This window comes from Pseudomonas sp. NPDC096917 (assembly GCF_044762555.1).
Classification (GTDB): domain Bacteria; phylum Pseudomonadota; class Gammaproteobacteria; order Pseudomonadales; family Pseudomonadaceae; genus Aquipseudomonas.
Genome location: NZ_JBIWEO010000008.1, coordinates 221,316 through 246,222, shown reverse-complemented (window position 1 = coordinate 246,222; position 24,907 = coordinate 221,316). Strand labels below are relative to the sequence as shown.

The window sequence follows — 24,907 nt, the reverse complement described above, 5'->3', positions numbered from 1 at the left end:
CTCAGCCAGCGGGCCTTGGAACGTCAGCGGGCTGATCGGTGTCAGGCCAGCGGCAAAAGTGACCAGGGCGCCTTAAGCAGCGGCCGCTTCATGACCCTCAGCGAGCACCCGCAGGCCACCTGGAACGCGATGTGGTTGTTGACGGCAATCGAGCATCAAGGCAAGCAGCCGCAGGTGCTGGAAGCGTCCGGTACCGCGCCCGTTGAAACACCGGCCGACGGCTTTGTGCAGGGCTATCGCAACGACTTTATCGCCACCCCGTGGGACGTGTTCTACCGCCCCGCACTCAAGCACCTCAAGCCCCAGGTACTGGGCATGCAGACGGCGCGGGTCTGCGGCCCGGCCAACGAAGAGGTGCATTGCGATGAGTACGGCCGGGTCAAGGTTCAATTCCAGTGGGACCGCGAAGGTCAGCACGACGGCAACAGCAGTTGCTGGCTGCGCGTAGCCTCCCGTTGGGCCGGTGACCGTTATGGCGCCGTGACCCTCCCGCGCGTGGGCATGGAAGTGCTGGTGGCGTTTCTTGAAGGCGACCCCGACAAGCCGGTCATTTCGGGTTGTCTGGCCAACAGCATCAACCCCACGCCGTACCCACTGCCCGCCCACAAAACCCGCAGCGTATTGCGCAGCCGCAGCACCCCAAACGGCACCGGCTACAACGAACTGCACCTCGAAGACCGCAAGGGCCAGGAACTGATCTACCTGCACGCCCAGCGCGACCTTGAGCAACACATCAAAAACGACAGCCATCTGCAAGTCGACGGCCTGCGCGAAGAAACCATCACCGGCAACAGCGTCTCGGTGCTCAAGGGCGAAGACCAGCGCACGGTAAGCGGCGATCGCAAAGTGCAACTCAACGCCAACGATTTTCGCCAAGTGGCCGTCAGCAGCCACACCACCGTGGGCGTGGCAATGGCCGTCGAAGCGGGCATGGAGGTCACGATCAAAGCCGGAGCCCATGTGGTGTTGTCGGCCGGAGCCTGCATCTCGCTGACGGCCGGCGGCCAACACCTGCTCGTCAGTGCCGCCGGGATATACGTCAGTTCACCGATCTTGTTGGGAGGGGTGCCGGTGCCGGGGACTGCGGCCATTCCTTTAGCGCTTGGCGAGCTTGGCGAATTGATCAGCGCAGACCTGTTAAACCAGCCCAATACCTTGGCAGGAGCCCGTCTGGAAAAAAGGCCCATGCACGCCGAAAAAACGTCGCGCATGAGCATCAACGTCCGCCCTTTGCCCAACGTTCCCGGCTATGAAAATGAGCCTTATCAATTATTGGCCGACGCCTTACAGGTCCAAGAAGGATTGACCGGGCCAGATGGATTAATTGTGTTCGCTCCAGTTCCCGGCTGCGAGGCATACACCGTCGAACTTGCCAACGGCCATGTATTCAGACTGCAAAACGCGAACTCCTCCGCTGATTCACCGGCCCTTCAGTATTTGGCACAACAAGGCCACCGAGCCTACGAAGGCCATGAGCTTCAGCACAAACCTAATACGTCGTCTCTCGATCATCGAGCGCAAGCCTCAAAACCCGGCTCAAACGCTGAGGAATCTATCGCATGAAAGACCTTTACAGCCCAGAGACGATCACCTTTGATCCAAGCTTTACTGGCACGCTCAACCTGACGCTCGACTGGTTTGCCAACAAATCGTTTTATCCGCCCCGCGCAGGTGTCACGGTCGAGCCTTTGGTTAATGGCCAAGCTGCATTTGGTGCCGTGAATGACGCGATCGACAAAGCCCAACACAGTGTCGACGTGATCACCTGGGGCTTTGACCCGGCTATGCGCCTCAAGCGTCCCGAGGGGTTGCGGGTAGGTGAGTTGCTGGCAGCCAAAGGCAAGCAAGGGGTAAAAGTACGTGTACTGGTGTGGCGAAATCGGATCGCCAACCTTGTTGAAAACACGTTACCCGGCGCGGGGTTCGGCGGCTCAGGAGGCACAGCGTTGGGGTCGGGAATACTCAAGGGCGATGCGGCCGAAAATCAGGTACTTCTGCTGGATAAGCGGCGCACTCAAAACCGCATCGATATGCGTGGGCTTCAGCAAGACCTGCTACAGGCACAGCACTACCAGAACATAAAATCGCGTAGCTACGATCCCGTGTTCGTCGCCAACGCCAACGCCAACAACCGCCTGCTCGCACTCGAGGCCGAAAATGCTGAAATCGAGCGCCTGTCAAAACAGGCCGAGAGTGCCCAGGGGTATAACAAGCTTTCAGGTTCAGGCGGCACACAACAAGATCCTTGGGGCCAAATCTACACTCGCGACTGGTTTAAAGACGTTAACAGCGCACGCATGGTTAACGTGGAGTTCAGGACGCGCGACTTCGATGGCAAGGCCAAAAAGGTAATGGCGGGCGATCAGCGTCGAGTCGTCCGTGGCCGTCTCGACTTTCTCTATGATTTGCTGGCTGCCGAGGGCATTACCGATTTGGGCGTTGGCCAGATGGTGCTATTGACCATGTTCGCCAGTCATCACCAAAAGATGGTCTTGGTTGACTACGGCACACCACAGGCTATCGGCTTTGTCATGGGTCACAACTTGCACCGCAATTATTGGGACACCGACGCCCACCTGTTTGATGATCGTAGCGCCGGGCGCGATTTAGGTTTTGGCCCTTGGCAAGACATCTCGATGAGGGTCAACGGCCCGGTATTAGCGGATCTGAGCCAAAACTTCTCTCAAGCCTGGGACCTGGAAAAGCCCTGGTACAACCGCTGGTTTGGCAAAGAGTCACTGCAAGCTGAGCGCAATGCACTGCCCGTCCCTGGGGTCGCGACACGCGGCGCCCACAGCGTTGCACAGGTCTGTCGTACCCAACCGCAAGACAAAGAAACCTCGATTTTGGAGCACTACCTCAAGGCCATCGGCAACGCCACCGACTACGTGTACATGGAAAACCAATATTTCCGTTATCCGGACTTTGCCAAGCGCTTGGGTGACATAGCCAAAAACCGTAAAGCCCGAGGCGTGCCGGGCGACCTGTACCTGTTTGTGGTCACCAATACCCCTGACTCAAAAACAGCGTCTGCCACCACCTACGAAATGCTTCAAGCATTGGGGCAGGAACAATTGATGCCGCAAGTGCAGCGCGATTTGTCCGAAAGTTTGCGTGAATATCAAGCGCAAATCGAGGAACTGACCAATGACACTGACGCGCGTTCATCGCCGTTCGCAAACCTCAATCGGCTTAAAAGTATTGAGCGACTGCAAGCTAAAATTCAGGCCCTGCGCGACCAGGGTGTGACCACTCAGGTTGAGGAGCGCATGCGCGGTCTGCAACCGGATTACATCCCTGAATTGGCGGAGCACATCGACGAAAATGACGATAAACCGTTTCAATTGAGCGACATTCCGGGCCTGAAGGTCGTCATTGCTACCCTCGCCACCAGTGACCCTGCGCCCGGCAGCCCGCCGCCTGTTCGCTTGTCCCCAGAGGCCGAAGCCATACTCAACGCCCCACAGTTAAAAGCCCGTTACAAACACATCTACGTGCACTCAAAACTGCTGTTGGTGGATGACGTTTACACATTGCTTAGCTCCGCCAATATCAACATCCGCAGCATGCACAGTGACTCGGAACTGGGGATTGCGCAGCCAAATCCGGAGTTGGCGAAATCGTTGAGGGAGAAGTTGTGGGGGATGCATGCGGGGAAAGTTAAATCGTCAGTTATTGAGAACTACAAACACTGGAGTAAACAGATGGACAATAACTGGAGAGCACAAGTTGCAGGTGATCCGCTGATGTCCCATTTACTTCGTTTTTGGGACGTTGTCACACCCTACAGTCCTAACTTTACGGTGGATTAATGTTTATTTTTAGGTGCAGTGTTCTTTTCCTATTTTTAATTTCTGGAACCCCTGTAATGGCTGAAGCTCAACCGTTTATATGTGTGCATGAAAATAAATATTTACCAGCACTCGATCCCGTGGCTGACGCATGGTATCTAGAAGCAGTAAAATTAGCCAAGCCAGATACCTTAAGGCCTTGGCACCATATTGTTGAGTTGTATGAAAAAGCAATTGAACGTAATCACTGGAAAGCGATGCATAATCTTGCGGCGCTTTATCGCACGGGGTGGCCAGGCGGTGTTGAGAAAGACACCAAAAAAACGATAGATCTTTATCAGCGAATGATCGAACTTAATATTCCACAAGGCTTTTACAATATGGGAGCCATGATCGGTAACCGATTGGGGACCACTAATCCGGCAACTGATGGCCTCACTTTCTTGGGTAAGGCTGCACGCATGGGTAATCCACCGGCACTCACGCAGCTAGGAAAGCTATATATATATGTTGGAAAAAAAGAAGAGTTGGGGTTGCAATACACTCGCTGTGCGGCAGAACAGGGTTATGGTCAAGCCAATTATGAACTGGCGGCTTATTACCAGGTAATCAATAAAAACTTCCCAGTTGCACTGCATTATTACCAGCTTGCACTTTCGCAAGGTCATGCTGGTGCTGCGTTTACGATGAAAGAGATCTTCGATAAAAGCACACCTCCACATATGGCTCTGTGGTACTCCCCTGAAGACTCCCTGAGCCAGCTATACAACGACTTCTACCAGCAACTATTAACCGACCCCGACCTACGCTTCCCCACACTCATGAAAGACCATCCACTCCCGCCACATCCGACTCAAGGCTATGACGCAGACAGGCCCGATTGGGCACCGGATCAATAGTATTAAAAAGACTATTGCCTTGTTTTTCAGTTTTTCAACTTGAATGTCAACTCATCGAAGGCAGTCCCTGAGAGTTGATAGTCGCACACCTATGAGAGAGCTCCTATGCAGACGAATGCTTTGTTTTATGCGATCTATTCAGTGCTGGCCATACTGACTAACCTGTTTCTTCCGCTCTCGACGTTATTGGGTATTGCCCTGGCCTCGGCACTGACGGTGTTTATTCCTGTTGTGTTAGTGGGGCACAACCAAAAGTCGTTCAAATCTATCCGTAAGAACTGGGCTTCCTCTCTGGGCTGTTCTTTAGTTCTCGGGATTATATTCACGGTGGTATTTACCGCAAAAATGTACCTGCTGACCATTGTGATCAGTATTACTGGGGCGCCCTATCACGTGCCTGCAGTCGATTTTGAGCGCATATTTCTGCTGTGTTTAGGCACTGCGTCTATAGCCAGCGCAGGTGTTTTCTTTGCCTATGACGGTTTTAAACACATGAGGCGTCAAAGTGCACAGGTTAAAGGCGTTCCGGATGCCAACCCAGCTGTGCTTGGTACGAAACCTGATCCTGATACCCAATCAGATGCATAGGCGTGACTGTCTGCATGCCGTCCCGCAGAGTAGCCGTGAGAGCGGGTGCAGGCTGCGATCTTAAAACCATCAAAAGATCGCAGTAGCTCCCACGTGTTGGGCTTGTGTAGCGTTAAATCGACAACTGCAACGCACGCTCGTTCTGCTTGGGCTGCGACGCGCTGCGTTTGTTGACCTTCAACTCCCCAAGATTAATCAGCAAGGTGCGGGTCACGTTGCGGCTCAGCCCCAGCAGTTTGGCGGTGTGTACCTGGTTGTGGTGGCAGAAGCGATAAGCCGCCCGCAACAGGCGGCGTTCGACGTTTTCATGCAGGTTGTCGGATTGGCTTTCGAACAACCGCTCAAACGCGTGCTCCAGTAAGTCTTCGGCGCTTTGATCGCTGCTGGTGACGCTGTCCTGGCGAGCAATGCGCAGGTTGGACATGCGCAAGTCATCACTCTGGATCACGCCATCACGGCAGATCAGCAGGGTGTGGTGGATGACGTTTTCAAGTTCGCGGATGTTGCCCGGCCAGGTGGAGTTGGCGAGTTTTTGCTCCGCTTCATGGCTCAGCACCACGTCGCCGTAACCCAGTCGCCGGCTGTAGGTGTCAATGAAGTAGCGCGTCAACGGCAGGATATCGCCGGGCCGTTCGCGCAGGGGCGTGAGTTCAAGGTTGACCACATTCAAGCGGTAAAACAGGTCTTCGCGAAAGTGCCCCGCGTTGATGGCTTTCTCCAGTTGCACATTGGTCGCTGCCAGCACTCGCACGTTGATGGGAATACTTTTGCGCGAGCCCAGGCGCACCACTTCGCGCTCTTGCAATACACGCAGTAATTTGACCTGGATCGGCATGGGCAGATCGCCGATTTCATCGAGGAACAAGGTCCCACCATTGGCTTCTTCGAACCAACCCGCCTTGGCTCCCAAGGCGCCGGTGAACGCGCCTTTCTCGTGGCCGAACAGTTCGGACTCCACCAGCGACTCAGAGAAAGCTCCGCAGTTGACGGCCAGAAATGGCTGGTTTTTGCGCGCGCTCAAGTTATGGATGTGGCGCGCGATCAGTTCTTTGCCAGTGCCGGTCTCGCCAATGATCAACACACTGGCATCACTGGGGGCGATTTGTTGCAGGTGCTGGAGCAAGGCTTTGGATTTTGGGTCTTCAAAGACTTGCGCAGTCGCCCGGATCGAGGTGGCCAGGGCGGGAGAGGGGGGGAGGGTTAGAAGTTGCATGACGGTCCCTATGAATAAAATGTCGGGATGGGGGACGTGCCGTTGAGTGCCCAATCGCCCAGTTCCTGAAGCTTGTAATCCAGAGGGTCATGCAGGCTCTGCGTGCGCAGGTTGCGCCAGTGCCTGTCGAGTGCCACCGAGGTTTGCGTCGCACGCGCGCCGGTGACATCGAAGACCTTGCTACACAGTTCCAGGCCATTGCGGCTGGCGGCGACTTTGGCGGTGGCGATGGCGATGGCCACTTCGCCGCGCTCCTCGCTGGTCAATGCCGAACCTTTGGCCCATGCGGTGTCCAGCACCACGCCTGCACGCTCAACCAGCAGGCGAGTGCTTTGCAGAGCGACCCAAAAGTCGCCGTAGTGGCCGAGAATGTACGGGTCCTGTGTGTTATGCGTGGCGCTGGATTTGAACCAGGGCCGGGTTTCTTCCAGGGTGTATCGGCGCGCCTCTTCAAAGGCGCCTTCGGCGATCCCGAGAAAGATATTGGCGAAATGCAATTGGGCAATCAGCGGCCGCAGGCAGGCAAAGGGCGTGCTTAGGGGGCCGGGATCAAGCAGCAGGTCCGACTCTTCAACGCGCACACGCTGAAAGGTCACGCTGCCGCTGTCAGTTTGACGCTGGCCCATGTTGTGCCAGTCGTTGTGCAAGGTAATGCCGGAGCGAGCGCTGGGAATCGCAGCAATCAGCAGCTTGCCACCGGCGCTTTCGTCGATAGCAGAAGCAATCAGCATTTCTGAATCGCTGGCCCCTGAGCAGAAGCTTTTCTTGCCGGAAAATTCGCGCCAGCCGTCGCGGTCCTTGACCACGGTACGGGTGTCCAGCGGGTTGAGGGTGTTGCCCCAGAACCAGTTTTTGTTGGCCGTGAGTTTGAACCAGGTTTGCCATTGCGACGGTTTGGCGAACAGCCGCACCGTGGCGAGCATCAGGTGATGAAAGCCGAAGACATGGGCAATTGAGCTGTCGACCCGGGCAAACGCGCGCACCACTTCGAAGGTCTCGGACCATGTGGCATTCAGGCCGTCAAACTGGCCTGGAATGCTCATGGCCAGCAGGCCGCTGTCGCGCAACAGATTACGTTCATGCTTGGGCGTACCGCCTTTGGCGTCACGCTCAACGGCGGTAAGGGCGAACTCCACTACCAGCTCTCGGGCAATGTCCAACGGCGCCTTCCTGGCATTTAGCACTGTGACAGTCACGTATCTTCACCTCATTTGAGTGTCGCCCCCCCCGGCGTCATGTCGGGAGGGGATGCCCGCAGGCTGCTGTTCACTTCATTTGGCTGTGATGACCGACAGTTTGGTGATACCTGCCCGTTCAATCGAGGCCATGGCCCGTGCGACTTCGCCGTAGTTCACGCCGTTGTCCGCCTGCAATTGCACGCGCACTTCGGGGTCTTTGGCCTTGGCCGCGTGCAAGTTGAACTCCAGCAGGCTCGGCTCAACTTCATCTTTGTTGATGAATACTTTGCCTTTGTCGTCGATGCTCACCACCAGCGGGTCTTTTTGCTCCACAGGGGCGACCGAGTCAGTCTTGGGCAGGTTGATCGGGATCGCATTGGTCAGCAGCGGAGCGGTGACGATAAACACCACGAGCAGCACCAGCATCACGTCCACCAGTGGCGTGACGTTGATTTCACTCAGCACTTCATCAGTGTCTTGGGTTGAAAAAGCCATCTCAGGACGCCTCCTTCACTTTGGCTGCTGGCGCTGCTGATTTGTTCAGCACCGGGTGCAGGTGCACGCGAAAGGAGCTCTTCTGGGCCAGGCTGTAGAAGTCGTGGGCGAAGTCATCGAGGTCAGCGGCGGTCAGTTTCAGACGGCGCAGGAAGTAGTTGTAAACCAGTACCGCTGGCACCGCGACCGCGATCCCGACGCCGGTGGCAACCAGTGCGGCGCCAATCGGGCCCGCCACGGTTTCAAGGCTCGCGGAACCGGCCGCGCTGATGCCTTTCAAGGCCGACATGATGCCCCACACGGTGCCGAACAGGCCGATGAAGGGCGAGGTGCTGCCGATACTGGCGAGGATGGCCAAACCGGTTTCCAGCGAGCGGCGCTCGCGCACGATTTGCTGGCGCAAGGAGCGCTCAAGGCGGTCTTGGTGGTTGATGGTGTGGGCCAGGTCATTGGCTTGCGGTGCTTCGGTGACTTGAATCGCGGCATAACCCGATTGCGCAACGCGGGCCGCAGCGCCAGGGGCGGTATTGGCCAGTTCGGCGGCGGAGTCGAGGCTGGTCGCGGCCCAGAATTGCTTGAGGAAGCGGCGGTCCTGGCGTTTCAGGCGGCTAAACTGCACGCCTTTGAGCAGGAACAGGCCCCAGGTGGCGACCGAGAAAATAATCAGCAGCCAGATGACGGCGTGTTCAATGGATTCGAAGGGGGATGCAATAAGGTTCATGGTTCAGGCTCTCTTAATTAGGGCATCAAAAACGGTCAGAGCGATGCGCCTTTTGTCAGGTAGCCCGCGATGCAGCAAATAGGGTGTCGGCTTATTTGATTTTGAAGTCGATGGGCACGCTGACCCAGCCGTCAATCGGGTCGTTGCCTTGTTTGGCCGGCACAAAGCTCCAGCGTTTAACCGCATCTTTGGCGGCGCTGTCGAGTTGGTCGCGACCACTGCTTTTCTGGATCTGGATTTCTCCAGGTTTGCCGCTGGCCAGTACATGAACCCGCAGCAGCACGGTGCCTTCCCAGCCACGGCGCATGGCCAGTGACGGGTATTCAGGCGCCGGGTTGTGCAAATAACCGGCGTTGGCAGACGCAGGGGTTATCGGTGCTGGCGCGGGTGGCGCAGCAGGTGCGGGTGCGGCAACGGGTTGTGGGGGTGCAGCAGGTTGCTCAACAGGCTTGACCTCTGGTTTTGGAACAGGCTTGACCACCGGTTTCGGCTTTGGCTTTGGAATCGGCTTGGGAGGTGGTTTTACGGCCAGTTCGTCTACCACGGGCGGCGGCGGTTCGACCACCGGTTCAACGATGGGCTCGGGTGGCGGTGGCTGAACCGCAGGAGGGGCCGGTTGGGAAAACTCGATGGTCATCGGCGGAACTTCCGGCGGCACGATCGGCAGAGCAGGCGTCGGGTTCTGACTGATCCAGTAAATCACCGCACCGTGTAACGCCAGCGCGAAAACCCCCAGCAATACCGCTTCACGGCGGCTCAGGATGCGCTTGGGCGTACTCTGCAGGCGTGACAATGACAGTGGGCCGCGAAAAGTGCGCCCCAGATCAAGCAGATCGCCGCCGGGGCCCTGGCGCCAGAGTACATCCAGCGCGCTGGCAGTTTGGACATTGGCCATTAATAACTCCTGGCTTTTAGCAAAACAGAGCGTATTCGTGGTTAATACGTTCCACTGGTTTCATCTGTTTGCCGAAGCAAACAGGTAGGCCGGAAAGTTAGAGCAAGAGCCATACCAACTATTTAAAGCACTCGAAAATCTGGGCTGTTGGGTTATTTGCTAAACATAAAGTTGTGGCGGGGGGCAACGCTTTGCTCAACCACTGTTGCTGGAGCAACAGCAAATGAGCAGTTACGTGTCTAAAAGCTCTATCTCGGGAGTCTTGGCGTCTTGGCGACACTGTAAAAGCATATGTATTAATCAATTTGTTATAAGCAAAGTTAAACTTTGTTCCGACTGTTTAAATGCAAACAGACCCTTAACAAACTGTTTGATCCACACAACAAGATTGCTGTTTAAAGCCATTGTTGAGCTGTTTTTGGCTGGCATGAACCCTGCAAAAGTGAGTGTGAGAGCGTAACTATACCAATAGATGCTCCACCCACTAATCGCCCATGCGGCGTGTAGATATCTGGGCACTCACCGGCAGGAGCATTAATTGATGTGGAACACGTTAGAGAGACGCGCACTGGCGACAGCCTCCAGCATGGGGATTGTCCTGATGCTGATTCACGCCACCGCTGTTGCCGCCGAGGATAAAGATCCAACGCTGGCGACAGTGGTGGTGACGGGAGCCGAAGCCAGCGATGCGCAAAAGGCCCAGAAGGAACTGAAGAAAGTGGCGGGTAATACCGCCGTGGTCGACAACCGCGACATTGAGCGCGGCCGTGCCGCCAATGCCGAGGATGTGCTGGCCCTGCAACCCGGCGTGTTTGCACAGGCCACCAGCGGCTCCAGCGCCAACAAAATTTCGATCCGCGGTTCAGGCCTCAATACCTTCTACCAAGGCTATGTGCTGGGGATTAAGTTTTTGTATGACGGCCTGCCGCTCACGGGGCCGGGAGGCACCCAGGAAGACATGCTCGACATGGCGTCGGTGGACCACACGCAAGTGCTCTATGGCGCCAACGCTTACCGCTATTCAGCACTGTCGCTTGGGGGCGCGATCAATTTTGTGAGCAAGACCGGTCGCACCGATCCCGGCAATTACGCGCGTTTTGAAGCGGGCAGCTACGGGTATCAAAAGGAGCAACTGAGCACCGGTGGCGTGGTGGGCAATGCGGATTACTACGTCAGTGTGTTGCACAACCAGCGTGATGGTTATCAGGACGACACCTCCAACAAAGGGCAGGGGCTGGTCGCCAATTTTGGTTACGTGTTCAGCCCCCAGCTTGAGACGCGGTTCTTCCTGCGTTATCGCGAAGAAACCCTGACCCAGGGCAATACGCTGACCAAGTACCAACTCAAGCATGACCCTACCAGCAACGATGTACCCTTTGGCCGTAAAAAGAACGGCTCGACCTTGATCGGCAGTCAAACCACTTACACCTTTGACGACAACGCCAAGCTGGAAGTGGGACTGGGCTACAACAACTATCCCTTGATCAATGGTTGGCGTTATTCGGCGACACCCGGTGACTGGCACTCCACAGACCTGAACTTGACCCTGCGCTACTTGCGCACTGGCGATACGTTCCTCGGCTTGCCCAGTGACAGCAGCGTGACCTTCAGCAATACCCAGGCGTACCTGGCTGATGTGACAGCGCACAGTAGAAGCACGGGCGCCACGCTGCAAAAAACCGATTACACAGGCTCGCGTGACACCGTTTTTTCGTTGGGTAACGAACTGCAATTGGGGGATCGCACCTGGCTGTCCAGTGGCGTGTCGTTGATCAATGTGAAACGCAAGGCGCAAATTGAATACACCACGGGGGTCAATACCAGCCAGTTCCCCAGTGGTGTCGAATACACAGAAACCGATCTCGCTCCGCGCTTGGGCTTGCGCTATCAGCTAACCCCGGAATTTGAACTGTTCGGTAACGTCAGCCGCTCCGTTGATCCACCCGTCACCTGGCAACTGGGCAGCACCGGCGTGCCTTACATCCGTGATGTCAAACCGCAAAAAGCCAACACCGTGGAGCTTGGTATTCGCGGTGGGCACGGCATTTTCGATGGCAGCTTCACGGTCTACCGTTCGTGGGTACAGAAAGAACTGTTGTCGGTTGTGGTCAGCCAGGCGACGGCGACGCAGGACCAGATAGTGGCCACCTCCAATGGCAGCCCGACGATTCACCAAGGGATAGAAGCCGGGCTCAATGCATTGCTTTGGGAAGGCGCCAATGGTGACACCGTGTCGTTGCGTCAGGCTTATACCTTGAACGACTTCCACTACCGCAACGACTCGACTTTTGGGGATAACCAATTGCCAGGCCTGCCACGTCAGGTGTACCAGGCTGAACTGCAATACCGACAGTCGGGAGGTTTCTACGCGCAAATCAATGCCCGTGCGGCTAGCAGTTACTACGTCGATTTTGCCAATACCTTGAGCGCGCCGTCGTACACCCTGTGGGGGGCCAAAGTGGGCTACGAAGCGCCCAGTAAAAAATGGGAGGTGTTTGTGGATGCCCGCAACCTGACCAACCAGCGCTATGCCACGGCGACTAATACCGCCTATGACGCCAAAGGCAAGGACTCGGCTAACTTCTACCCCGGTGATCCCCTGACTGTTACCACTGGCGTGTCATTCCACTTCTAGCAGCTCAGTTCACCTGATCGCCACTCTCCAGCACATCGTGCTCCGCGTGTAACGCCTCATCTGTTCAGTGCCATGGATGGCCAACTTCATTCCCGGCGGGGGCAACTGATCCGTATTTTTTCGCTTTATCTGCGTCTGTTATGAGTGCAGATCAAGGTGCAAAATGCTTTCCAACCTTTCGAGACAGGCAAGAGCGCGAGACCCAAACATCACTCGCGTGTTGTCAGCCGATGTTCTGCACCTGTTTTATTACGAATGTTTGACGGGGTACTGTTATGGGCAAAATGGCATGGTTTTTAGGTGGTTTTTTAGTACTGACCATCGGTATCGGTATTTTGGCGACCATTCCGCCGGGTTGATCAGCGACCTTCATTCAGCAGCGGGCATGCCTGTTTGCCCGCTCTGCCAATGTGATGCCGACCAGGCCCGGAGAATGCTGAAAGCGTTTATTCGATTATGAAATCGACAGCGTAGTTGTAGGGGAAAATGGTCGAGTGTCGTCTTAACCGGGAACTGCATTTTCCTGGTCCTGTGACGCTATGCGTCCAGTAGTAATTAACTCTCGGCGACTGATGAAGATAAGACTTTTCATAGGCGTACAAGAAGCTGGTTTCAAAATACAGAATGTCTTCTCCCATGCGGTAGTTGAACTGAGTTTCAAAAAACGGTTTTTTAACACCGTACTCAATTAATATGTCGCCTTTGAGATGGGGTGACGCCTGAAACTGGAATAAATCAATAGCGTTGGCTGAAAACTGAGGCGGGAAGCTTCCCTCCCTGCCGTTGTGGGTACCTTCTACTCGGTTTAGTTGGTGCGGTGTGTTGTTGATAATGCGTACGTTAATCAACAGGGTGTCGCTGAATCTGTTATTCATTCTTGAGATCCTTCTCATGGGGTGAATAACTGAAGAATAGTGTCTTGATTTATATGTTATCGGTGACATTTTCTTTTCCCTGATACTGCTGGTTCTTTTTTTTATGTAGGAATCATTGTGGCTGTATCTCTGGTTGAAACCGCTATTTTTTATTGCGAGAGTTAGGCAGCAAGCGTTCTGCGCACAGCCGCCCCCGATGCCGCCAGTGTCGCGATTGCGTGAACGTTCAACCCGGGAAAACAGCTTTAACACTTCGCTCAATTCATCGACAGAAATGCCTGGCTCGCGATCAAGCACTTTGATCGAAAAGTTGCCACTGGCTTCAGCGCTGACGACTCGTTCAGCTGCCCCGGAAAATTTCAGGGGGTTGTCCAGCCAGTGGATCAGTAGCCGGCGCAGCGCATGGGGGCGAGTGTCGATAGGGGCGCGGTAGCCACACGATCTCGCGCGCATTTAATCATCAATACTGGGCCGCCCACTTCTTTGTCGATTCCAAGGGGCAGGTGCAAGTGAGTCATTTTAGTGAAGGACAGTTTCAGCAGTAGGAGCCGTTTATTCAGCGTTTATTTTAGGAACGTTACGAGGGCTGATGGGTGGCGCAGACATCCAAAGGGGGTGTTAAAGCAATGTGTAAGTTGATTCTGTGTTATCGGTGGGTTAGTTCTATTTAAGTATTTGGTTGGGGTTTTAAAAGGCCCTAGGTGCTTAACTTTTGAATTTATCAATCAAGAGTGAAGTGCGATGTTAACCCGAGAAATCATGTTGAAATTGTTTCCAAAGAGTGAACGGTTTGTTGATGCTTACTTACCCTTTCTGAACGCGACGACGGACCACTATCAGATTGACACGCCTCGACGCCAGGCGGCTTTTCTTTCACAAGTCGGGCACGAGAGTGCCGGTTTTACTGTGCTCCTCGAAAACCTTAATTACAGTGCTGACGGTTTAGCCATGACGTGGGGCATGCGTTTCGCCGAGAAAGATTCGGCCGGTAAATACATTTTGGTGAAGGACGGCAGTCGTTTGCGACGTATGCCTAACAGTGACGCGCAATCACTGCATCGCAAACCCGAAGCGATTGCCAACCGGGTTTACAGTGATCGGCTGGGCAATGGTTGCGAGTCTTCCGGGGAAGGGTGGTTATATCGAGGTCGGGGTTTGATTCAAGTGACGGGTAAGAGCAACTACCTGCAGTGCAGCCTTGCACTGTTTTCTGATGAGCGTTTACTCATAACCCCGCAATTACTGCAAGAGTGGCAATGGGCAGTGGCGAGCGCAGGCTGGTATTGGGCGTCGCGGCGTCTGAATGTACTGGCCGATGGCGATGATTTTGAACGCGTAACCCAAGCCATCAATGGTGGCTTGAATGGTCATGCCCAACGTTTGAAGGTGTATCAGGAGGCGCTGAGTTTATTGGGGTAATATGCCGCGCCCATTAACCCCGTTCTCGCAGGAGCCACACCCCCGTGATGTTTGAAATAAAACCGGTCAGCCCCGAGGTTTATCGTCAGCAAACCCGACGCAGCACGCTCTATATCGCGCTGCTTTTTGCGTTGTTGGCCGTGGCTATTTCCGGGTTGGCGGTCATCTTGTGGGGGACTGCGCACGGCGACAACTTTGGGCTCAACCTGACGGGTGTGCTGGTTGCGTTAGTCACGACCCTTGCGCTGGTGCGTTACGTTTTCTGGTCGCAACCCTGGATGGCGCCGGCCGTCTATGGATGGCAGCTCAAGCGCAGCTTGATGAAGGTCACCAATGTGATGCATTACGTGACAGCGGGTGTCATGGCCGGTGATGCAGTGGCTATGAAGCTGCTGCGTTTTTACCACTTGGGCATTACCCAGATGTACCAGCTGGATGCCAACTCCAGTGCGTTGAGCCAGATGGTGCGCGAGATCGACCTGCATAAGGCGCGTTTGGAAGCGCTGCACATCGACACTGGCCAGACCAGGCTTGATCCAGCCTGGCTTGAGGCGGTGAAACAGTTCACGCCATTGAAGTGATGCCTTTGATGGGCAAGCCAAGCGAGGTGCGTGCAGGATGCAACACTTTTCGCTCAGCGAGCCCTTCGGGATGGCAGATTAGCTTATGACGCGATAGCAGGGCACATAGGCCGCGCCGCCTGGCAGTTTCATACGGTGTTGTTCGACGAACGCATGCAGCAGTTTGTCCAGCGGTTTCATGATTGCAGGGTCGCCGTGGATCTCATACGGGCCGTGCTGTTCGATCAGATGAATACCTTTCTCTTTGACGTTGCCTGCGACAATCCCAGAAAAAGCCTGACGCAAATTGATCGCCAGTTCGTGTGGCGGCAGGTCGCTGCGCAATTGCAGGCCGGCCATGTTGGCGTGCGTTGGATCGAATGGGCGCTGGAACCCTTCATCGATTTTCAATAACCAGTTGAAGTGGAATGCGTCATTGCGTTCGCGACGGAACTGTTTGACCGTTTTGAGGCCCGTGGTCATTTGGCGTGCCACTTCAGCCGGGTTGTCGATGATGATTTGATAGCGGTTTTGTGCAGTCTCACCCAGCGTTGCGCCGACAAACTCATGCAATTGTTGCAGGTACGGTTCGGCTTCTTTGGGGCCGGTCAAAATCACCGGGAAGGGCACGTCAATGTTGTCCGGGTGCATCAGGATCCCGAGCAGATACAAAAACTCTTCAGCCGTGCCAGCGCCGCCAGGGAAGATGATGATGCCGTGACCGACACGCACAAACGCTTCAAGACGCTTTTCAATGTCCGGAAGGATCACCAGCTCATTAACGATCGGGTTGGGCGCTTCGGCGGCAATAATGCCCGGCTCTGTGAGGCCCAGATAACGGCCGCCGGTTAGACGCTGCTTGGCGTGAGAAATGGTCGCCCCTTTCATTGGGCCTTTCATCACGCCAGGGCCGCAGCCGGTGCAGATGTCGAGGCTGCGCAAGCCCAGTTCGTGACCGACTTTCTTGGTGTATTTGTATTCTTCGGTGTTGATGGAGTGGCCGCCCCAACACACCACGATCTTGGGTTCTACGCCGGGGCGCAAGGTGCGGGCATTACGCAGCAGGTGGAACACATAGTCGGTGATGCCGGCTGAACTGCTCAGGTCAATGCGCGGGCTATCGAGGCCGCTCTGGGTGTAGACAATATCGCGCAGGGCGCTGAACAACATCTCACGGGTGCTGGCGATCATTTCGCCGTCGACAAAGGCATCCGCCGGAGCATTGAGCAGCTCAAGACGTACACCACGGTCTTGCTGATGAATCCGGACTTCGAAATCTTTGTAGGCTTCAAGAATGGTTTTAGCGTTGTCGACATGCGCGCCAGTGTTGAGGATGGCGAGCACGCATTGGCGGAACAGGGTGTAACTGCTGCCTGAGCCGACTTCGCTCAGTTGTTGCACTTCACGTTGCGAAAGCGTCTCCAGGCTGCCTTTAGGGCTGACCGAAGCATTGATGACTTGTCTTTGGACCATTGTGGGCTTCCTGTGAGCGGGATCAAAAAATGGCTTGGCGCAGTTCTGTCAGTTTTTTATCAGCAATCCGCATCTGCCGAGCGAGAGGTCCCAACTCTTACGTCTTTAGGTTCATTCGATTTAAGCATAGCCGCCTCGGGTGAGGCATGTTGCAGAGCCATCAGCCTCACCTTGACCGCGTTGGCTACATTAACACTGCTCGCGCATAAGGCGAGCGCAGCCCTGAATAGATTCAGGCCCGGATTCGCGCGCGAGTTGAAAGACGCGCATGCATACGCGAGGGCGCAAGGCTCTCACGCCAGAGCGTGACTGTGTGCTGAACATGGGCAGTGCAAGGGCTTGTCTGTCAGGGGGTTCGACTGCCCGGCACGAGCAGTCGAAAGGCCGGAAGGCTAGGTGTCTGGCGCGGGGTGCTGGTTTAAACCGTCAGGGACGCAGAGGCAGCCAAGTTGTTCGTGGACAGGGCTTGCTGAAGTTTTTGCTCTTGCTCGGGCGACAAAGAAGTACGCAGCACTTTGCCCCTGAAGTCTGATTCTTCAAGCTCTTTGAGGACTTTCTCGGGCTGGTATTTGCGCAGCAGCACAAACAGCGCGGAAGAGTCATTGGGGATGGTCTCACTCAACTTCTTGATAAAGTCGTCGTCGATCCCATAGTCGCTCAATGAGCCCGACAGTGCGCCGGTGCCAGCGCCCAAGGCGCCGCCAATGGCAAAACCTGCCAGCGGGTTGAGAAACAGCAGGCCGACCAATGCGCCCCAAAGGCCGCCAGTGACCAGGCCCGAAGTGGCCCCGATTGCGGTGAGGTTGACGCTTTGTTTGATATGGATCTTGCCTTCGGCGTTGCGTACAACAATGACCGCGTCTTCCAGTTCAACCAAATGTTCTTTGCTGAGCGAAACCATTTTGGTGAGCGCGCGATCGGCTTTCTCGGTGTCTGAAAATCCCACTACGATTAGATCGGACATGTCTTTCATTCCTTGACGGTACAGGTCCAGCCCTGAAAGGGCTGACATTAGGAGGAGTCTTTCAAGTCGTCACAATTTATAAACGGCTTGGCCCGCAGTGATTCAGGTGGATTGAGTCTTCTGCGAAGATTGAGCGTGGTCGTAAACCTAGAGATGTCAAGTCAGCAGGAAATATCTGTTAACTGTCACAGGCTGGGAACCGGGGGAGGAGAGGTATCGGCAGGTCAATATTTTGAATTGTGGAGGGCTGGCTGCGCAGCCCTGACACTCACTCCAAGGGCTGATACCTCGCAGATTTACGGTTGAGCGTTTTTGTCGGCTGCAGTCAGGCCCGCCTGGATGCGTTGATAGATCTCTTCACGGTGCACAGCAACATCTTTCGGCGCGTTGATGCCGATTCTGACCTGTTGGCCGCTGACGCCTAAAATAGTGATCGTAATATCGTCACCGATGTTTATGCTTTCACCAACTTTACGGGTGAGTATCAGCATTTTTTTCTCCTTGATGGCTTTGTAAGGCACGTCTCTGAGACGGTGCGGCTTCGTTCATGGCTACAGAATACTGCTAAGTGCATATAAATGCGCCGCTCATTACAGACGTCACTGCCAGATGTAAAATTCCCTGCACGCGGGAAACTCTCGCAGGTGAACCTAAAATATGAGCGGATTGGATTTGTTCAAGGAGAGCAAAGGCCGCTGCCTCAGTGATAAAATCGACCCACTCAAATAGATAGGGGAAACTCAGTGCGTAAAGTCATCGTGATGACAGCAATATTGGCCTTGACGGCTTGCGGTCAGGAGTCTAACGATAAAATCGAGCGGGCTAAAGCTGCTTCTGAATCAACGGTGGTCCAGGTGCCGGTTGCTCATTGGGCGCTGGAACTCACTGAGGGCCAGAGAGCCACGATTACTGACACGACTGGCAGGCTTCTTGATAACGGTTTTGTCACTTACATTTTAGAAAAAGATGGCGTTCAGCATTTTTTGATCGGGCCCTTTGCGACCGAAGCCAAAGCCAAAGAGGCGCAGGCCCAGATCAAGCTCAAGCCTAAACTCGAAGGCATTGAAACCAATGTGATCGAGCTGCCACCATCACCCTGATTCGCCAGCACGTCGTTTGATTGCTAAGCGTAGCGCTATATTAGCGCTGCGCGACGTTTGACGGATAAATGTTTGTTCATTTCAAGAAAGAGGCGAATCGGGTGTGAAGGACACGTACGAAACGATTTGATGCCCGATGATGGTCGCATTAACGGCGATGCACTCGACAATGCGGGCACTCAGTTTTTGAGGTCTCAGTAGGGCGTAACCAGCCCCAGGGCTGTTGCTTTAATCAAGGCTGAGGCGCGGGTTGATACGCCAAATTTGAGACGAATATTGCCGAAATGGAAATTGACTGCTGATTCAGTGCATTTGAGGATCAAGGCAATTTCCCAAGATGTTTTCCCCATTGCCCCCCAGGTAAGCACTTCTTTTTCTTTTGGGGTGAGTTTAATGGCGTTGTCACTGATCGGTTGATGCTCTACGGGTCTGGCACGACGTGCTAATTGTCCGCTGGCTGTTGAGTGAGACTGGTGCATGGCAAGGCGCTCCCATCGATCAAAAACCTGGGCTATATGTATGAAGTATCCTTGTAATAATGGAAGGATATTCCGTAGGATTTTTCTTTGTCCTTAGGGATTGTTATAAACCGTTCTGCCCTCCTTGGAACCTGTCAAAAATGACAGGTCAGGCACTTTTTAGACGACACACAACCTAAAAAATCATCAGATGGGCGCGGCCGTAACCTGCTGTTCAATTGAATGGCATCATCAGGGCAAGCAGATGCCAGGGCATACACCGAAGAATCGCGATGCCGAGGGCACGATGCAATGAGCAATCACAAGATCGAAATTCGTCGTAGCAACGTCGAAAAAATCCTGCTTGGCGCTGAGAAGGTTTTTGCCGAGAAAGGATTTGCTGGCGCAGCCATGGCCGATATCGCCGCCGAAGTTGGATTGCCGCGCTCCAACCTGCACTACTACTTCAGCACTAAAACCGAGCTGTACAACGCCGTGCTATTAGGCTTGCTTGAGGTGTGGAAGCAGGATGCGCTGTGCTTCGAGACCTATGACGATCCGCGCCTGGTACTCAGCAGTTATATACGCGCCAAAATGACCCACTCGCGGACACGGCCTTATGGTTCGAAAGTCTGGGCGGATGAGATTATCCATGGCGCCCCAATGCTGGGCTTAAGGCTGGATGCAAGCCTTTATGATTGGGCCAAGATGAAAGAAGCCAAAATCCGCCAGTGGGTGGCTGACAAGCGAATTTTGGCGGTGGAGCCGTCCAGCGTGCTGTACATGATCTGGGCCTCGACGCAGCACTACGCAGACTTTGACCATCAGGTGAATATTCTGAACGAGCACCAGCCGCTGTCGGACATTCAGTTCGAGCGTGCGGTGCAGAGTGTCACCAGCATTATCCTGCGAGGGATCGGGCTGGAGCCGTGAGCGGCCTTTGTCCTGCCTGCAAAGGCCTGAAGCGGTGCGCTAATCCTTGGTGGGTGCTGGCGCAGGCTGCGCTCTTCTGATCTTTTACACGATCGCAGCCTGCGGGTTTGTAGGCTACGAAGCCACCCGGTAGGGGTTACGCGGATCATGGTTCCAATCCATGAATGGCTTACCGGTGCTTTGCGGCACCATCTCGATACAATCCGCGACCGGGCAGGTGATCTGACACAGGTTGCAACCTACGCACTCGTCATCAATCACTTCATAACGATGGGTTCCGTCAGCCAACGTCAAGCTGGCAATCGCCTGGTGAGAGGTGTCTTCGCAGGCAATATGGCAGCGTCCACAGCCAATGCAGGCCTCCTGATCGATCTTGGCAATGACTTGATAATTTATATCCAGATATTTCCAGTCCGTGGTATTGCCCACTGCACGCCCAGAAAAGTCCTCCAGACTCGAATAGCCCTGACTGTCCATCCAGCGCGATAAACCGTCTTTCATTTCGTCGACGATCCGAAATCCATGAAGCATGGCGGCTGTACACACTTGCACTGCGCCACACCCCAGCGCGATGAATTCAGCCGCGTCTCGCCAACTGCCAATACCGCCAATCCCACAGATCGGCAAACCTTGGGTCTGTGGATCGCGGGCAATTTCGGCCACCATATTCAGCGCTATCGGCTTGACTGCCGAGCCGCAGTAACCGCCGTGGGTACTCTGCGTCCCGACGATGGGTAATGCGACCATGCGTTCGAGGTCGACGCTGGTGATCGAGTTGATGGTGTTGATCAGCGACACCGCATCCGCTCCGCCGCGATAAGCCGCACGGGCGCTAAGGCGCACATCGGTGATGTTGGGCGTGAGTTTGACAATTACCGGCAGCGAGCAATACGTCTTGCACCAGCGCGTGACCATCTCCACGTACTCTGGCACCTGGCCAACTGCTGCCCCCATACCGCGCTCCGGCATGCCGTGGGGGCAGCCAAAATTCAGTTCGATGCCATCAGCGCCCGTGGCTTCGACCAGCGGCAAAATGTATTTCCAGGCTTGTTCCTCGCACGGCACCATCAGCGACACAATCAGTGCCCGGTCCGGCCAGTCCTTTTTGACTTGGGTAATTTCACGCAAATTGATTTCAAGCGAACGATCGGTAATCAACTCGATATTGTTGATGCCCATCACCTCGCGGTTAGGCCCAAAGTGCGCCGAATAGCGCGAGGACACGTTGACCGCTGCCGGGTCTTCTCCCAGGGTTTTCCAGACGACGCCGCCCCAGCCCGCTTCATACGCGCGGACCACGTTGTAGGCCTTGTCGGTGGGCGGCGCGGAGGCCAGCCAAAACGGGTTAGGGGCTTTGATACCCGCAAAATTGATCGAGAGATCGGCCATTTATGCGGCCTCCTGATTGAGCATGAGTTGGGCATGCATGGCTTCTGCGGCCAGCTTGCCGTGCTGCACCGCTTGTACGGTCAGGTCTTGTCCGAGCGAGGTGCAGTCGCCTCCGGCATACACCCCTGGGACACTGGTGCGCAGTTGTTCGTCCACCCAAATACGATCGCCTGTGCGCTGAAGTGAGTGCGCCAGTGGATCGCTCAGCGCGTTTTCATCAAAGGTTTGGCCGATAGCCTTGAACACGGCATCGGCGGCCAAATCAAAGGTTTCGCCGGTTTTGACTAAACGCCCGTTCTCAAGTCGGGTGCGGGCAAAGCGCATGCCGCGGACCTGGCCCTGTTCATCCAGCAACACTTCGTCGGGTTGTGCCCACGTCATCAGGCGTACCTGATTGGCCTTGGCAATGTCTTGCTCATGCCCGGTGGCCCCCATGTCTTCCAGCCCGCGGCGATACACCAGGTTCACCTCGCGGGCCCCAAGACGGGCCATTTGTACCGCCATGTCAATTGCCGTGTTGCCCGCGCCCAGCACAATGCAGCGCTCGGCCAAGGGCAATTGGGTCAAGTCGTCGCTTTGGCGCAGTTCGCGGATATAGTCAGTGGCCGCCAGCACGCCGGGGGCGTCTTCGTGGGGCAGCCCCAGTTGCCGAGTAGCGGCCAGGCCGAGTGCCAGAAATACTGAATCGAACTGCGGGTGCAATTCACTCAGGCTCAGGTTGTCGCCCAATCGCTGCCCATGACGCACCTCGATGCCGCCGATCTGCAACACGAAGTCCACTTCGCGCTGGGCGAAATCATCCACCAGTTTGTATTTGGCAATCCCGTATTCATTGAGTCCGCCGGATTTTTCCCGTGCCTCGAATATCACCACCTCATGTCCGTGCATAGCCAGTCGATGGGCGCATGCCAATCCGGCCGGGCCCGCACCTACCACGGCAATGCGTTTGCCGGTTGGGGCGGCACGCTTGAACGGGTGCTCGTTGAACTGCGCATGGTCGATGGCGTAACGCTGCAGCAGGCCGATCAACACCGGGGCGCACTCCTGTGCGTTGTTGCGCACACAGGCTTGCTGGCACAGCACCTCGGTCGGGCACACGCGTGCGCAACTGCCGCCGAGGATATTGGCCGAGAGAATTTTCTGCGCCGCACCTTGCACGTTTTCCTGTTGGATATTGCGAATAAACGACGGGATATCGATGTCGCTGGGGCACGCATTCACGCAAGGTGCGTCATAGCAATACAGGCAGCGCGAGCTTTCCAGTTCGGCCTGGCGTGCGCTCAGGGGGGGTGCCAGATCTGTGAAATGACTGGCCAGCACCTGAGCATTTTCATGCGGGTGCGGTAAATGATTCAGGGACTTGATCACAGTAATTGCCTCACGGTGGTGGGAAGCGTTCTGCCTCTATCGGGCAGTGGTTGTGCGCTCAGCGCTTAACAGCGACTGGTTGATGGTGCTCGGCGCGTTTTTTTAGCAGGTCGAACACGGCGGGGTAGGCCGGGCGTTCGATATAACGGCCAGCCCCGCGTTCGGCGCGCAGGTCGCCATCGGCCCATACCACACGGCCTTGGCTGATGGTGTGACTGGGCACGCCGCGCACGGTCTTGCCTTCGAAAATGTTGAAATCGACCTGTTGATGGTGGGTTTTAGCGGAAATAGTGCGGGTGCCTTGCGGGTCCCACAGCACCAAATCGGCATCGGCGCCGACCCGGATCGAGCCCTTGCGCGGGTACAGATTGAAAATCTTCGCCGTGTTGGTCGAGGTCAGTGCCACGAACTCCTGCATCGACAAGCGCCCGGTGTTCACGCCTTCATCCCACAACACGGCCATGCGGTCTTCAATGCCTGCCGTGCCGTTGGGGATCTTGCTGAAATCGTCGCGTCCGGCCGCTTTTTGTTCGGCGCAGAAGCAGCAGTGATCGGTGGCCGTGGTGTGCAAGTTGCCCGATTGCAAGCCATGCCACAGCGCTTGCTGATGACCACGCGGGCGGAACGGCGGGCTCATCACATAACCCGCGGCGGTTTGCCAGTCGGGGTTCTGATAAACGCTGTCATCGAGCAGCAAGTGCCCTGCCAGCACCTCGCCATATACCGGCTGGCCTTGGCTGCGGGCGTAGGTAATTTCGTCCAGAGCCTCACGGGTCGAGACATGCACCAGGTACAACGGCGTCCCAATGGTTTGCGCGATGCGAATCGCCCGGCTGGCGGCTTCGCCTTCAACTTGTGAAGGGCGCGACAGCGGGTGCGCTTCCGGGCCCGTGATGCCCTGAGCCATGAGCTTGCGCTGCAAGTGGTACACCAGCTCGCCGTTTTCGGCATGCACAGTTGGCACGGCGCCCAGTTCCAGGCAGCGCTCAAAGCTGGCCACCAGCGTGTCGTCGGCGGCCATGATCGCGTTTTTGTAGGCCATGAAATGCTTGAAGCTGTTAATCCCGTGCTGGCTGACCAACTCAGCCATTTCCTCGCGAACCTGCTCGCTCCACCACGTAATCGCGACATGAAAACCATAGTCCGAGGCTGACTTCTCAGCCCAGCCGCGCCATTGGTGAAACGCCTCCAGCAACGACTGCTGAGGGTTGGGAATGACAAAGTCAATAATGGACGTTGTGCCGCCCGCCAGACCGGCCGCCGTGCCACTGAAGAAGTCTTCACTGGCCACGGTTCCCATAAACGGTAGTTGCATATGTGTGTGCGGATCGATACCGCCGGGAAGTAGATATTGGCCGCTGCCATCCAACACTTCACAGCCAGCCGGAACATCAAGATGGGTGCCTATTGCACGGATTAGACCGTCGGCACAATAAACATCAGCACAATAACTTTCATCATGGGTCACAAGCGTAGCGCCACGGATTAACAGTGACATACCAAGTTCCTCGCAGGCAGACCGGCTATGGCCGGTTCTAATGTTGTTATTACGACCGTAGTACAGGATTTCATTCCTGTCACTGGTGACAGGAATGAAATCTAGTGGGTTGTTAGCGAATGAGCAAATAAAATTTTAAGCAGGCTATTTGTTTAGTAACTATATGATTATTAAGACTTTATTTATTTAAACGCCAAAATGGTGCACGCACTCACCGTTTCGGCGCACTTGACAGGAATCAAATATAGGCGAAGTTTCTTATGCTAAATCAGGTGCTTGAAGCACTCGGAGAACGCCCCGCAGCGAATAAAAGTAAATAAGCCTGCACTGATATGTTTCGTTTGGTTCTATCAAAAAATCGACAAATGTTTTGAGGCAGGGTTTAAAGGCGCGGCAAGGCTAATTGAAAGCGCTTTAAAACCAGCCAGTTGTAAGGCGTGAGCCCTGTTGCAGGC

At 55.3% G+C, this 24,907-nt stretch carries 21 protein-coding genes and 1 pseudogene; 9 read left to right on the top strand and 13 right to left on the bottom strand.

Going from position 1 to position 24,907, the window contains the following annotated elements; translation table 11 throughout:
• The 4 genes from tssI to ACIQYF_RS11905 all read left to right on the top strand — a co-directional run.
• On the top strand, positions 1-1,563 hold a 1,563-nt coding region (gene tssI / locus ACIQYF_RS11920; protein WP_402861322.1), incomplete at its 5' end, for a type VI secretion system tip protein TssI/VgrG.
• Positions 1,560-3,812 (top strand): hypothetical protein, encoded by a 2,253-nt coding sequence (locus ACIQYF_RS11915; RefSeq protein ID WP_402861319.1) that lies wholly within the window; start codon positions 1,560-1,562, stop codon positions 3,810-3,812. The genes tssI and ACIQYF_RS11915, both read left to right, overlap by 4 nt.
• 56 nt (positions 3,813-3,868) lie before the next feature.
• Positions 3,869-4,690, top strand: a complete 822-nt coding sequence (locus tag ACIQYF_RS11910; RefSeq protein ID WP_402861317.1) for a tetratricopeptide repeat protein — start codon at positions 3,869-3,871, stop codon at positions 4,688-4,690.
• 105 nt (positions 4,691-4,795) lie between these two features.
• Positions 4,796-5,278 (top strand): hypothetical protein, encoded by a 483-nt coding sequence (locus ACIQYF_RS11905; protein WP_402861314.1) that lies wholly within the window; start codon positions 4,796-4,798, stop codon positions 5,276-5,278.
• A 112-nt stretch (positions 5,279-5,390) separates the two neighbouring features.
• Here the strand turns inward: ACIQYF_RS11905 and ACIQYF_RS11900 are convergent, their stop codons facing one another.
• The 5 genes from ACIQYF_RS11900 to ACIQYF_RS11880 form a co-directional block, all read right to left on the bottom strand.
• Positions 5,391-6,491, bottom strand: a complete 1,101-nt coding sequence (locus tag ACIQYF_RS11900) for a sigma-54 interaction domain-containing protein (RefSeq protein ID WP_402861311.1) — start codon at positions 6,489-6,491, stop codon at positions 5,391-5,393.
• A gap of 8 nt (positions 6,492-6,499) precedes the next feature.
• Positions 6,500-7,687 (bottom strand): acyl-CoA dehydrogenase family protein, encoded by a 1,188-nt coding sequence (locus ACIQYF_RS11895; protein ID WP_402861308.1) that lies wholly within the window; start codon positions 7,685-7,687, stop codon positions 6,500-6,502.
• 75 nt (positions 7,688-7,762) lie between these two features.
• Positions 7,763-8,164 (bottom strand): ExbD/TolR family protein, encoded by a 402-nt coding sequence (locus tag ACIQYF_RS11890; RefSeq protein WP_402861305.1) that lies wholly within the window; start codon positions 8,162-8,164, stop codon positions 7,763-7,765.
• 1 nt (position 8,165) lies between these two features.
• A complete protein-coding gene (locus tag ACIQYF_RS11885) occupies positions 8,166-8,885 on the bottom strand; it encodes a MotA/TolQ/ExbB proton channel family protein (RefSeq protein ID WP_402861302.1) in 720 nt (239 codons plus the stop codon).
• A gap of 91 nt (positions 8,886-8,976) precedes the next feature.
• Positions 8,977-9,780, bottom strand: a complete 804-nt coding sequence (locus tag ACIQYF_RS11880; RefSeq protein ID WP_402861299.1) for an energy transducer TonB — start codon at positions 9,778-9,780, stop codon at positions 8,977-8,979.
• Between the two features lie 541 nt (positions 9,781-10,321).
• Here ACIQYF_RS11880 and ACIQYF_RS11875 point away from each other — a divergent pair.
• Complete coding sequence (locus tag ACIQYF_RS11875) at positions 10,322-12,415, top strand: TonB-dependent receptor family protein (RefSeq protein ID WP_402861296.1); 2,094 nt, start codon at positions 10,322-10,324, stop codon at positions 12,413-12,415.
• 1,055 nt (positions 12,416-13,470) lie between these two features.
• On the opposite strand, the pseudogene ACIQYF_RS11870 reads toward ACIQYF_RS11875, so the two are convergent.
• Positions 13,471-13,716, bottom strand: a pseudogene (locus tag ACIQYF_RS11870) (ATP-binding protein); the annotation flags it as partial.
• Positions 13,717-14,049: 333 nt separating this feature from the next.
• Here ACIQYF_RS11870 and ACIQYF_RS11865 point away from each other — a divergent pair.
• Complete coding sequence (locus ACIQYF_RS11865) at positions 14,050-14,709, top strand: glycoside hydrolase family 19 protein (RefSeq protein ID WP_402861293.1); 660 nt, start codon at positions 14,050-14,052, stop codon at positions 14,707-14,709.
• Between the two features lie 47 nt (positions 14,710-14,756).
• Positions 14,757-15,290 carry a DUF3087 family protein gene (locus tag ACIQYF_RS11860; RefSeq protein ID WP_402861290.1) on the top strand — a complete coding sequence of 178 codons (534 nt, stop codon included), beginning with the start codon at positions 14,757-14,759 and terminating at the stop codon, positions 15,288-15,290.
• 78 nt (positions 15,291-15,368) lie between these two features.
• On the opposite strand, the gene ppnN is transcribed toward ACIQYF_RS11860, so the two are convergent.
• From ppnN to csrA, 3 genes are all read right to left on the bottom strand, one after another.
• Positions 15,369-16,742 (bottom strand): nucleotide 5'-monophosphate nucleosidase PpnN, encoded by a 1,374-nt coding sequence (ppnN, locus tag ACIQYF_RS11855; protein ID WP_402861287.1) that lies wholly within the window; start codon positions 16,740-16,742, stop codon positions 15,369-15,371.
• Between the two features lie 418 nt (positions 16,743-17,160).
• Positions 17,161-17,706, bottom strand: coding sequence for a DUF1269 domain-containing protein (locus ACIQYF_RS11850; protein WP_402861284.1), 546 nt, complete (start codon positions 17,704-17,706; stop codon positions 17,161-17,163).
• Between the two features lie 296 nt (positions 17,707-18,002).
• Positions 18,003-18,197: a carbon storage regulator CsrA gene (gene csrA, locus ACIQYF_RS11845; protein ID WP_019411679.1), complete on the bottom strand. Its 195-nt coding sequence runs from the start codon at positions 18,195-18,197 to the stop codon at positions 18,003-18,005.
• A gap of 252 nt (positions 18,198-18,449) precedes the next feature.
• On the opposite strand from csrA, the gene ACIQYF_RS11840 reads away from it, so the two are divergent.
• The gene (locus ACIQYF_RS11840; RefSeq protein ID WP_402861279.1) at positions 18,450-18,806 is read left to right on the top strand and encodes a hypothetical protein; all 357 of its coding nucleotides are present in this window, start codon (positions 18,450-18,452) and stop codon (positions 18,804-18,806) included.
• A 194-nt stretch (positions 18,807-19,000) separates the two neighbouring features.
• Here ACIQYF_RS11840 and ACIQYF_RS11835 read toward each other — a convergent pair whose 3' ends face one another.
• Positions 19,001-19,285, bottom strand: coding sequence for a helix-turn-helix transcriptional regulator (locus ACIQYF_RS11835; protein ID WP_402861276.1), 285 nt, complete (start codon positions 19,283-19,285; stop codon positions 19,001-19,003).
• A gap of 291 nt (positions 19,286-19,576) precedes the next feature.
• Between ACIQYF_RS11835 and ACIQYF_RS11830 the strand changes: the two genes are divergently transcribed.
• Positions 19,577-20,197: a TetR/AcrR family transcriptional regulator gene (locus ACIQYF_RS11830; RefSeq protein WP_402861273.1), complete on the top strand. Its 621-nt coding sequence runs from the start codon at positions 19,577-19,579 to the stop codon at positions 20,195-20,197.
• Between the two features lie 114 nt (positions 20,198-20,311).
• On the opposite strand, the gene preA is transcribed toward ACIQYF_RS11830, so the two are convergent.
• The 3 genes from preA to hydA are packed head-to-tail and all read right to left on the bottom strand — an operon-like array spanning position 20,312 to position 24,452.
• A complete protein-coding gene (gene preA / locus ACIQYF_RS11825; protein ID WP_402861270.1) occupies positions 20,312-21,586 on the bottom strand; it encodes an NAD-dependent dihydropyrimidine dehydrogenase subunit PreA in 1,275 nt (424 codons plus the stop codon).
• Positions 21,587-22,954 carry an NAD(P)-dependent oxidoreductase gene (locus ACIQYF_RS11820; protein WP_402861267.1) on the bottom strand — a complete coding sequence of 456 codons (1,368 nt, stop codon included), beginning with the start codon at positions 22,952-22,954 and terminating at the stop codon, positions 21,587-21,589. It abuts the gene before it with no gap.
• Between the two features lie 58 nt (positions 22,955-23,012).
• Entirely contained in the window at positions 23,013-24,452 is a 1,440-nt protein-coding gene (gene hydA, locus ACIQYF_RS11815; protein WP_402861264.1) for a dihydropyrimidinase, read from the bottom strand.
• Between the last annotated feature and the right edge of the window lie 455 nt (positions 24,453-24,907).

Coding starts and splice junctions, on each gene's coding strand:
- ACIQYF_RS11915 (WP_402861319.1), top strand. CDS start 1,560: ATGAAAGACCTTTACAGCCCAGAGACGATCACCTTTGATCCAAGCTTT.
- ACIQYF_RS11910 (WP_402861317.1), top strand. CDS start 3,869: ATGGCTGAAGCTCAACCGTTTATATGTGTGCATGAAAATAAATATTTA.
- ACIQYF_RS11905 (WP_402861314.1), top strand. CDS start 4,796: ATGCAGACGAATGCTTTGTTTTATGCGATCTATTCAGTGCTGGCCATA.
- ACIQYF_RS11900 (WP_402861311.1), bottom strand. CDS start 6,491: ATGCAACTTCTAACCCTCCCCCCCTCTCCCGCCCTGGCCACCTCGATC.
- ACIQYF_RS11890 (WP_402861305.1), bottom strand. CDS start 8,164: ATGGCTTTTTCAACCCAAGACACTGATGAAGTGCTGAGTGAAATCAAC.
- ACIQYF_RS11885 (WP_402861302.1), bottom strand. CDS start 8,885: ATGAACCTTATTGCATCCCCCTTCGAATCCATTGAACACGCCGTCATC.
- ACIQYF_RS11880 (WP_402861299.1), bottom strand. CDS start 9,780: ATGGCCAATGTCCAAACTGCCAGCGCGCTGGATGTACTCTGGCGCCAG.
- ACIQYF_RS11875 (WP_402861296.1), top strand. CDS start 10,322: ATGTGGAACACGTTAGAGAGACGCGCACTGGCGACAGCCTCCAGCATG.
- ACIQYF_RS11865 (WP_402861293.1), top strand. CDS start 14,050: ATGTTGAAATTGTTTCCAAAGAGTGAACGGTTTGTTGATGCTTACTTA.
- ACIQYF_RS11860 (WP_402861290.1), top strand. CDS start 14,757: ATGTTTGAAATAAAACCGGTCAGCCCCGAGGTTTATCGTCAGCAAACC.
- ppnN (WP_402861287.1), bottom strand. CDS start 16,742: ATGGTCCAAAGACAAGTCATCAATGCTTCGGTCAGCCCTAAAGGCAGC.
- ACIQYF_RS11850 (WP_402861284.1), bottom strand. CDS start 17,706: ATGTCCGATCTAATCGTAGTGGGATTTTCAGACACCGAGAAAGCCGAT.
- csrA (WP_019411679.1), bottom strand. CDS start 18,197: ATGCTGATACTCACCCGTAAAGTTGGTGAAAGCATAAACATCGGTGAC.
- ACIQYF_RS11835 (WP_402861276.1), bottom strand. CDS start 19,285: ATGCACCAGTCTCACTCAACAGCCAGCGGACAATTAGCACGTCGTGCC.
- ACIQYF_RS11830 (WP_402861273.1), top strand. CDS start 19,577: ATGAGCAATCACAAGATCGAAATTCGTCGTAGCAACGTCGAAAAAATC.
- preA (WP_402861270.1), bottom strand. CDS start 21,586: ATGGCCGATCTCTCGATCAATTTTGCGGGTATCAAAGCCCCTAACCCG.
- hydA (WP_402861264.1), bottom strand. CDS start 24,452: ATGTCACTGTTAATCCGTGGCGCTACGCTTGTGACCCATGATGAAAGT.